General features: G+C 29.5%; 11 protein-coding genes and 2 pseudogenes. 7 read left to right on the top strand and 6 right to left on the bottom strand.

Annotated elements, in window-relative coordinates; all coding sequences use genetic code 11:
- Positions 1–207, bottom strand: a pseudogene (locus BST83_RS20305) (response regulator); the annotation flags it as partial.
- Between the two features lie 227 nt (positions 208–434).
- Here BST83_RS20305 and BST83_RS01840 point away from each other — a divergent pair.
- From BST83_RS01840 to BST83_RS01825, 4 genes are all read left to right on the top strand, one after another.
- Positions 435–1,304 carry a hypothetical protein gene (locus BST83_RS01840; protein WP_104808333.1) on the top strand — a complete coding sequence of 290 codons (870 nt, stop codon included), beginning with the start codon at positions 435–437 and terminating at the stop codon, positions 1,302–1,304.
- Complete coding sequence (locus tag BST83_RS21295; RefSeq protein ID WP_104808332.1) at positions 1,289–1,438, top strand: T9SS type A sorting domain-containing protein; 150 nt, start codon at positions 1,289–1,291, stop codon at positions 1,436–1,438. The genes BST83_RS01840 and BST83_RS21295 overlap by 16 nt, the downstream gene beginning before the upstream one ends.
- Positions 1,439–1,542: 104 nt before the next feature.
- Positions 1,543–2,259 carry a 3'-5' exonuclease gene (locus BST83_RS01830; protein ID WP_104808327.1) on the top strand — a complete coding sequence of 239 codons (717 nt, stop codon included), beginning with the start codon at positions 1,543–1,545 and terminating at the stop codon, positions 2,257–2,259.
- 17 nt (positions 2,260–2,276) lie between these two features.
- Positions 2,277–2,576, top strand: coding sequence for a type II toxin-antitoxin system RelE/ParE family toxin (locus BST83_RS01825; protein WP_104808328.1), 300 nt, complete (start codon positions 2,277–2,279; stop codon positions 2,574–2,576).
- Here the strand turns inward: BST83_RS01825 and BST83_RS01820 are convergent.
- Together BST83_RS01820 and BST83_RS01815 are read right to left on the bottom strand one after the other, a co-directional pair.
- Positions 2,556–2,852 carry a hypothetical protein gene (locus tag BST83_RS01820; RefSeq protein WP_104808329.1) on the bottom strand — a complete coding sequence of 99 codons (297 nt, stop codon included), beginning with the start codon at positions 2,850–2,852 and terminating at the stop codon, positions 2,556–2,558. The genes BST83_RS01825 and BST83_RS01820 overlap by 21 nt on opposite strands.
- 98 nt (positions 2,853–2,950) lie before the next feature.
- Positions 2,951–3,646: pseudogene (locus BST83_RS01815) on the bottom strand (ABC transporter C-terminal domain-containing protein); the annotation flags it as partial.
- A gap of 225 nt (positions 3,647–3,871) precedes the next feature.
- Here BST83_RS01815 and BST83_RS01805 point away from each other — a divergent pair.
- Positions 3,872–4,261, top strand: a complete 390-nt coding sequence (locus tag BST83_RS01805) for an ABC transporter C-terminal domain-containing protein (protein WP_104808330.1) — start codon at positions 3,872–3,874, stop codon at positions 4,259–4,261.
- Positions 4,262–4,360: 99 nt separating this feature from the next.
- Positions 4,361–4,657 (top strand): hypothetical protein, encoded by a 297-nt coding sequence (locus tag BST83_RS01800; RefSeq protein ID WP_104808329.1) that lies wholly within the window; start codon positions 4,361–4,363, stop codon positions 4,655–4,657.
- Here BST83_RS01800 and BST83_RS01795 read toward each other — a convergent pair.
- The 3 genes from BST83_RS01795 to BST83_RS01785 all read right to left on the bottom strand — a co-directional run bounded on the left by BST83_RS01795 (position 4,637) and on the right by BST83_RS01785 (position 6,779).
- The gene (locus tag BST83_RS01795) at positions 4,637–4,936 is read right to left on the bottom strand and encodes a type II toxin-antitoxin system RelE/ParE family toxin (RefSeq protein ID WP_104808328.1); all 300 of its coding nucleotides are present in this window, start codon (positions 4,934–4,936) and stop codon (positions 4,637–4,639) included. The genes BST83_RS01800 and BST83_RS01795 overlap by 21 nt on opposite strands.
- Positions 4,937–4,953: 17 nt before the next feature.
- Complete coding sequence (locus BST83_RS01790; protein WP_104808327.1) at positions 4,954–5,670, bottom strand: 3'-5' exonuclease; 717 nt, start codon at positions 5,668–5,670, stop codon at positions 4,954–4,956.
- 104 nt (positions 5,671–5,774) lie between these two features.
- The gene (locus BST83_RS01785) at positions 5,775–6,779 is read right to left on the bottom strand and encodes a T9SS type A sorting domain-containing protein (RefSeq protein ID WP_104808326.1); all 1,005 of its coding nucleotides are present in this window, start codon (positions 6,777–6,779) and stop codon (positions 5,775–5,777) included.
- Between the two features lie 226 nt (positions 6,780–7,005).
- On the opposite strand from BST83_RS01785, the gene BST83_RS01780 reads away from it, so the two are divergent.
- A partial coding sequence (locus tag BST83_RS01780) for a response regulator transcription factor (protein WP_104808325.1) occupies positions 7,006–7,554 on the top strand: 549 nt, incomplete at its 3' end.

The raw sequence follows: 7,554 nt of genomic DNA, 5'->3' as shown, positions 1-7,554 counted from the left end.
TTTTCGCAAGCCTCAATGCCATCCATTTCTGGCATCATGATGTCTAATAAAATTAAATGGGGATATTTTTTTTCGCAATTTTTATAGCTTGCTGGCCATTTTCGGCAGTAAAAACTTGATATCCTTCATTCTTAAGATTATACCAACTATTTCTAGAATGTCTGGTTCATCATCAACTAATAAAATTTTAATTTCACTTTTATTCATAATCTTTTTGAATGTTGAATATCAAAAATACAGATAATTCTAGTATAAAGTTAGGTTCTTAACAATCATTTAATCTTGGCTTTTTTAATTTACTTTTAAATAACATAGGATATTCTAAAAAAAAGGCAGTTACTTCTATTAAATTAACAATTAATTAATGGGTTGTTAATCAGTGTAAAAGTTAATTATTTGTTATATTTACAGCCAATTCAAAAATCAAATCACACATGAAAAAAAACTACATTTTTACTTTATTGATTGCACTTTGTTTAACGGCAGTTTCTTTTGGGCAAGTATCTCTTCCTCATTATGATGGGTTTGATTATACTGTAGGAGCAGATTTAGGAGCTCAAACAAATTGGGAGAATTTTAGTGGTACTGTAAATGAAATTGATGCAGTATCAGGGAGTCTTTCCTATGAAGGATTAGAATCTTCAACAGGTAATTCAGTTTATTTAGAAGGATTGTCGTATGACTCTCAAATTTTGTTTTCGGAAGTTACTTCTGGAGAAGTTTTTTCTTCATTCATTATTAAAGTTACAGATATATCTAAAATGACTGATTATACTGATGGTGGATATTTTGCTATGTTTGCTTCGGGTACAACTTCTTTTAATGCTCGTTTATGGGTACATCCTGCTACTAATCCAGTGGCAAGTACTTTTAATTTTGCAATAACTAATGGGAGCTCAGGCACAGGTTTTGGCTCTGATTATAATGTAGATGATGAAATATTAATTGTGATGAGTTATAATACAACATCAGGGGTTATGAATGCTTGGATTAATCCTTCTTCTTCAGATTTTGAAGGAAGTACAGCTCCTACTGTTACATTAACAGATACAGATGCAACTCCCAATGCAACAAATAGATTTATTTTAAGACAAGATTCTGTTGATGAAACACCAGGAATGATTATTGATGAACTTAGACTTGGAACAACTTGGGCATCAGTTACACCAGCTGCTGCTGCTGCATCCGTAAAAAACAATTCAATCGAAGGTTTTGCAACCTATCCAAACCCAATTACAAATAATAGATTTACTATTTCTAGCAATAGCAATGGTAAAAAGAACTTGTTATTTTTAATGTTTTAGGTAAGAAAGTACTTTCATCTAGTTTTTCTGGAGTAAAATCTACTATTGATGTGTCTGCTATTTCTGCGGGAATCTATATTTTAAAAGTTACAGAAGCGGGTAAAACAGCTTCTAAAAAGTTAGTAATTAGATAATATCTTACATTATTACATAAGTATTCTTATTTTAAAAGCTCCAAATTAATTTTTGGAGCTTTTTTATTTAGTATCTTTATCTTGGAAAAGAAAAATAATTTGCTATGAATCTTACCTACAACATAAACGATATCCTTTTTTTAGATATAGAAACGGTGCCTCAAGAAGAAAATTGGAGTTTACTTTCTAAAAGTACTCAAGAACTTTTTGAAAAAAAAACACAGTACCAAAGAAAAGATGAATATACTGCTGCACAGTTTTATGAACGTGCGGGGATTTGGGCAGAATTCGGAAAAATAATATGTATTTCCGTTGGCTATTTTGTGGACATAAAGGAAGTGAAGCAATTTAGAATTACCTCTTTTTTTGGAGATAACGAACACCAACTTTTAACTGATTTTAAAGTGTTGTTAGATAAACATTTCGCTAAAAAAGCGAATGTTTTATGTGCGCATAATGGTAAAGAATTCGATTTTCCTTTTATAGCTAGAAGAATGATTGTGCATCAAATAGAATTGCCTAAAAAACTAAATTTATTTGGTAAAAAACCATGGGAAATTCCGCATTTAGACACGCTAGAGCTATGGAAATTTGGTGATTACAAACATTATACATCACTAAAGTTATTAACTTCTATTTTAGGAGTTCCCTCGCCAAAAGATGATATTGATGGTAGTGAAGTTGCAGGTGTTTATTACAAAGAAAAAAATATTGATAGAATTGTTACCTATTGCGAAAAAGACACCATTGCCGTTGCACAAATTTTATTACGTTTTAATAATGAAGCCTTATTAAAGGACGAAAATATTATTCGAGTTTAGTTGAAAACAATTGTATTATGAGAATTGTATGGAATCAAAACGCTTTAGATAGTTTAGATAAAAATATAAATCATCTTAAAAAGAATTGGTCGACAGATGTACTTGTAAATTTTTTAGATATTGTAGATGAAAAGGTTGAGCTTTTAAAAACTTACCCTGAAATGGGAATAATTTGTGAATTCAAACCAATATTTCGTCAATTGGTCATTACAAAACACATTACACTATTTTACGAAGTAGAAACTGATGAAATTTATTTACATTTATTTTGGTTAAATTTCAGCGATTCATTAGAATTACAAATGCTTCTTTCGTAACATTTTCATTGCTTCACTGTGTTCTATTATCCTACCTGCTTTTTTATCTGCATTAGATTTTTCTAACTCCATTATCAAAGCTTCACTAGGAAATAAGATTTTTGAAATTGTAAAAACCTCATTCGCGGTAAATGTTTTAGTTTTTAATTTTCGGTAAAAAACTTGTTTTGACATTCCTAAATTTTGGTAAATAAAACTTATCTTAAAAGGCGAACTGTCTAAATAGTCTTTTAATTCATCTAAAAAAGTATTATATTTTGATACTATTTGTAGCATATTTTAGTATATTTTGTGTTGTTATTAACAAATATAGTAAATATATTTAATACAATTAATTTAAAATATGCGATTTTTATTAGAGTTAAATAGAGGTTTTAATCTTCCTGTTTCATAGAAAGTTCAAACCAGCGCTCTTCTTTTTGTTCAATTGTAGTGATAATTTCTTGTAACTCTTCAGATTTTTTTGCAATATCATCAGGCTCAATCTCTACATTTAAAAATTGGTTCTCGATGGATGCTTTCCTTTTTTGAAGTCTTTCAATTTCTACTTCTAAAGCACCAAATTCCCTTTTTTCATTAAAAGTTAAGGTACTTTTGGTTGCTTTCTTTTCGGTTTTTTCAACGACTATTTCTACAGGTTTCTCATCTATTGTTTCAACAGGATCAGAACTATCATATGCTCTAAAATCAGAATAATTTCCAGGAAAATTTTCTACAATTCCTTCGCCTCTAAAAACGAATAAAGCATCTACAATTTTATCCATAAAGTATCGGTCATGCGATACTACTAATAAGTTTCCAGGATAATCTAATAAGAAATTTTCTAAGACGTTTAGGGTTACAACATCTAAATCGTTTGTTGGCTCATCTAAAATTAGAAAGTTAGGATTCTGAATTAAAACGGCACATAAATAAAGGCGTTTCTGCTCTCCACCAGAAAGTTTTTCAACAAAATCATATTGTTTCTTTTTATCAAACAAAAAGCGCTCTAAAAGTTGTGAAGCAGAAATTTTTCTTCCTTTTGTTAAAGGGATAAATTCACCAAATTCTTTAACAACTTCAATTACTTTTAGAGCGCTTTTTGTTGATAAAAAGAAACAATATGATTTTGTTGAAAACTTTCTGGTGGAGAGCAGAAACGCCTTTATTTATGTGCCGTTTTAATTCAGAATCCTAACTTTCTAATTTTAGATGAGCCAACAAACGATTTAGATGTTGTAACCCTAAACGTCTTAGAAAATTTCTTATTAGATTATCCTGGAAACTTATTAGTAGTATCGCATGACCGATACTTTATGGATAAAATTGTAGATGCTTTATTCGTTTTTAGAGGCGAAGGAATTGTAGAAAATTTTCCTGGAAATTATTCTGATTTTAGAGCATATGATAGTTCTGATCCTGTTGAAACAATAGATGAGAAACCTGTAGAAATAGTCGTTGAAAAAACCGAAAAGAAAGCAACCAAAAGTACCTTAACTTTTAATGAAAAAAGGGAATTTGGTGCTTTAGAAGTAGAAATTGAAAGACTTCAAAAAAGGAAAGCATCCATCGAGAACCAATTTTTAAATGTAGAGATTGAGCCTGATGATATTGCAAAAAAATCTGAAGAGTTACAAGAAATTATCACTACAATTGAACAAAAAGAAGAGCGCTGGTTTGAACTTTCTATGAAACAGGAAGATTAAAACCTCTATTTAACTCTAATAAAAATCGCATATTTTAAATTAATTGTATTAAATATATTTACTATATTTGTTAATAACAACACAAAAATATACTAAAATATGCTACAAATAGTATCAAAATATAATACTTTTTTAGATGAATTAAAAGACTATTTAGACAGTTCGCCTTTTAAGATAAGTTTTATTTACCAAAATTTAGGAATGTCAAAACAAGTTTTTTACCGAAAATTAAAAACTAAAACATTTACCGCGAATGAGGTTTTTACAATTTCAAAAATCTTATTTCCTAGTGAAGCTTTGATAATGGAGTTAGAAAAATCTAATGCAGATAAAAAAGCAGGTAGGATAATAGAACACAGTGAAGCAATGAAAATGTTACGAAAGAAGCATTTGTAATTCTAATGAATCGCTGAAATTTAACCAAAATAAATGTAAATAAATTTCATCAGTTTCTACTTCGTAAAATAGTGTAATGTGTTTTGTAATGACCAATTGACGAAATATTGGTTTGAATTCACAAATTATTCCCATTTCAGGGTAAGTTTTTAAAAGCTCAACCTTTTCATCTACAATATCTAAAAAATTTACAAGTACATCTGTCGACCAATTCTTTTTAAGATGATTTATATTTTTATCTAAACTATCTAAAGCGTTTTGATTCCATACAATTCTCATAATACAATTGTTTTCAACTAAACTCGAATAATATTTTCGTCCTTTAATAAGGCTTCATTATTAAAACGTAATAAAATTTGTGCAACGGCAATGGTGTCTTTTTCGCAATAGGTAACAATTCTATCAATATTTTTTTCTTTGTAATAAACACCTGCAACTTCACTACCATCAATATCATCTTTTGGCGAGGGAACTCCTAAAATAGAAGTTAATAACTTTAGTGATGTATAATGTTTGTAATCACCAAATTTCCATAGCTCTAGCGTGTCTAAATGCGGAATTTCCCATGGTTTTTTACCAAATAAATTTAGTTTTTTAGGCAATTCTATTTGATGCACAATCATTCTTCTAGCTATAAAAGGAAAATCGAATTCTTTACCATTATGCGCACATAAAACATTCGCTTTTTTAGCGAAATGTTTATCTAACAACACTTTAAAATCAGTTAAAAGTTGGTGTTCGTTATCTCCAAAAAAAGAGGTAATTCTAAATTGCTTCACTTCCTTTATGTCCACAAAATAGCCAACGGAAATACATATTATTTTTCCGAATTCTGCCCAAATCCCCGCACGTTCATAAAACTGTGCAGCAGTATATTCATCTTTTCTTTGGTACTGTGTTTTTTTTTCAAAAAGTTCTTGAGTACTTTTAGAAAGTAAACTCCAATTTTCTTCTTGAGGCACCGTTTCTATATCTAAAAAAAGGATATCGTTTATGTTGTAGGTAAGATTCATAGCAAATTATTTTTCTTTTCCAAGATAAAGATACTAAATAAAAAAGCTCCAAAAATTAATTTGGAGCTTTTAAAATAAGAATACTTATGTAATAATGTAAGATATTATCTAATTACTAACTTTTTAGAAGCTGTTTTACCCGCTTCTGTAACTTTTAAAATATAGATTCCCGCAGAAATAGCAGACACATCAATAGTAGATTTTACTCCAGAAAAACTAGATGAAAGTACTTTCTTACCTAAAACATTAAAAATAACAAGTTCTTTTTTACCATTGCTATTGCTAGAAATAGTAAATCTATTATTTGTAATTGGGTTTGGATAGGTTGCAAAACCTTCGATTGAATTGTTTTTTACGGATGCAGCAGCAGCAGCTGGTGTAACTGATGCCCAAGTTGTTCCAAGTCTAAGTTCATCAATAATCATTCCTGGTGTTTCATCAACAGAATCTTGTCTTAAAATAAATCTATTTGTTGCATTGGGAGTTGCATCTGTATCTGTTAATGTAACAGTAGGAGCTGTACTTCCTTCAAAATCTGAAGAAGAAGGATTAATCCAAGCATTCATAACCCCTGATGTTGTATTATAACTCATCACAATTAATATTTCATCATCTACATTATAATCAGAGCCAAAACCTGTGCCTGAGCTCCCATTAGTTATTGCAAAATTAAAAGTACTTGCCACTGGATTAGTAGCAGGATGTACCCATAAACGAGCATTAAAAGAAGTTGTACCCGAAGCAAACATAGCAAAATATCCACCATCAGTATAATCAGTCATTTTAGATATATCTGTAACTTTAATAATGAATGAAGAAAAAACTTCTCCAGAAGTAACTTCCGAAAACAAAATTTGAGAGTCATACGACAATCCTTCTAAATAAACTGAATTACCTGTTGAAGATTCTAATCCTTCATAGGAAAGACTCCCTGATACTGCATCAATTTCATTTACAGTACCACTAAAATTCTCCCAATTTGTTTGAGCTCCTAAATCTGCTCCTACAGTATAATCAAACCCATCATAATGAGGAAGAGATACTTGCCCAAAAGAAACTGCCGTTAAACAAAGTGCAATCAATAAAGTAAAAATGTAGTTTTTTTTCATGTGTGATTTGATTTTTGAATTGGCTGTAAATATAACAAATAATTAACTTTTACACTGATTAACAACCCATTAATTAATTGTTAATTTAATAGAAGTAACTGCTTTTTTTTAGAATATCCTATGTTATTTAAAAGTAAATTAAAAAAGCCAAGATTAAATGATTGTTAAGAACCTAACTTTATACTAGAATTATCTGTATTTTTGATATTCAACATTCAAAAAGATTATGAATAAAAGTGAAATTAAAATTTTATTAGTTGATGATGAACCAGACATTCTAGAAATAGTTGGGTATAATCTTAAGAATGAAGGATATCAAGTTTTTACTGCCGAAAATGGCCAGCAAGCTATAAAAATTGCGAAAAAAAATATCCCCCATTTAATTTTATTAGACATCATGATGCCAGAAATGGATGGCATTGAGGCTTGCGAAAAAATTAGAAAAATTAAATCATTAGAAAATGTAATTATTACATTCTTTACTGCAAGAGGCGAAGATTATTCTCAGGTTGCAGGTTTTGAAGCTGGTGCAGATGATTATATTACAAAACCTATTAAGCCTAAAGTTTTAGTAAGTAAGGTAAAGTCTTTATTAAGGAGACTAAAAACCGAAACAGAAAGTGAGGAAACTTTTAAAATTGGTGATATTGTTATTGATAGAGATGAATATGTTGTTTATAAAGCAGGCAAAAAAATTGCACTTCCAAGAAAAGAGTTCGAACTATTTTCTTTGCTAACTTCTAAACCGGGAAAAGTTTTTAAAAGAGAAGTAATT

The organism is Polaribacter filamentus, from assembly GCF_002943715.1.
Lineage (GTDB): Bacteria > Bacteroidota > Bacteroidia > Flavobacteriales > Flavobacteriaceae > Polaribacter > Polaribacter filamentus.
This window is presented reverse-complemented; position numbering and strand designations above follow the sequence as displayed.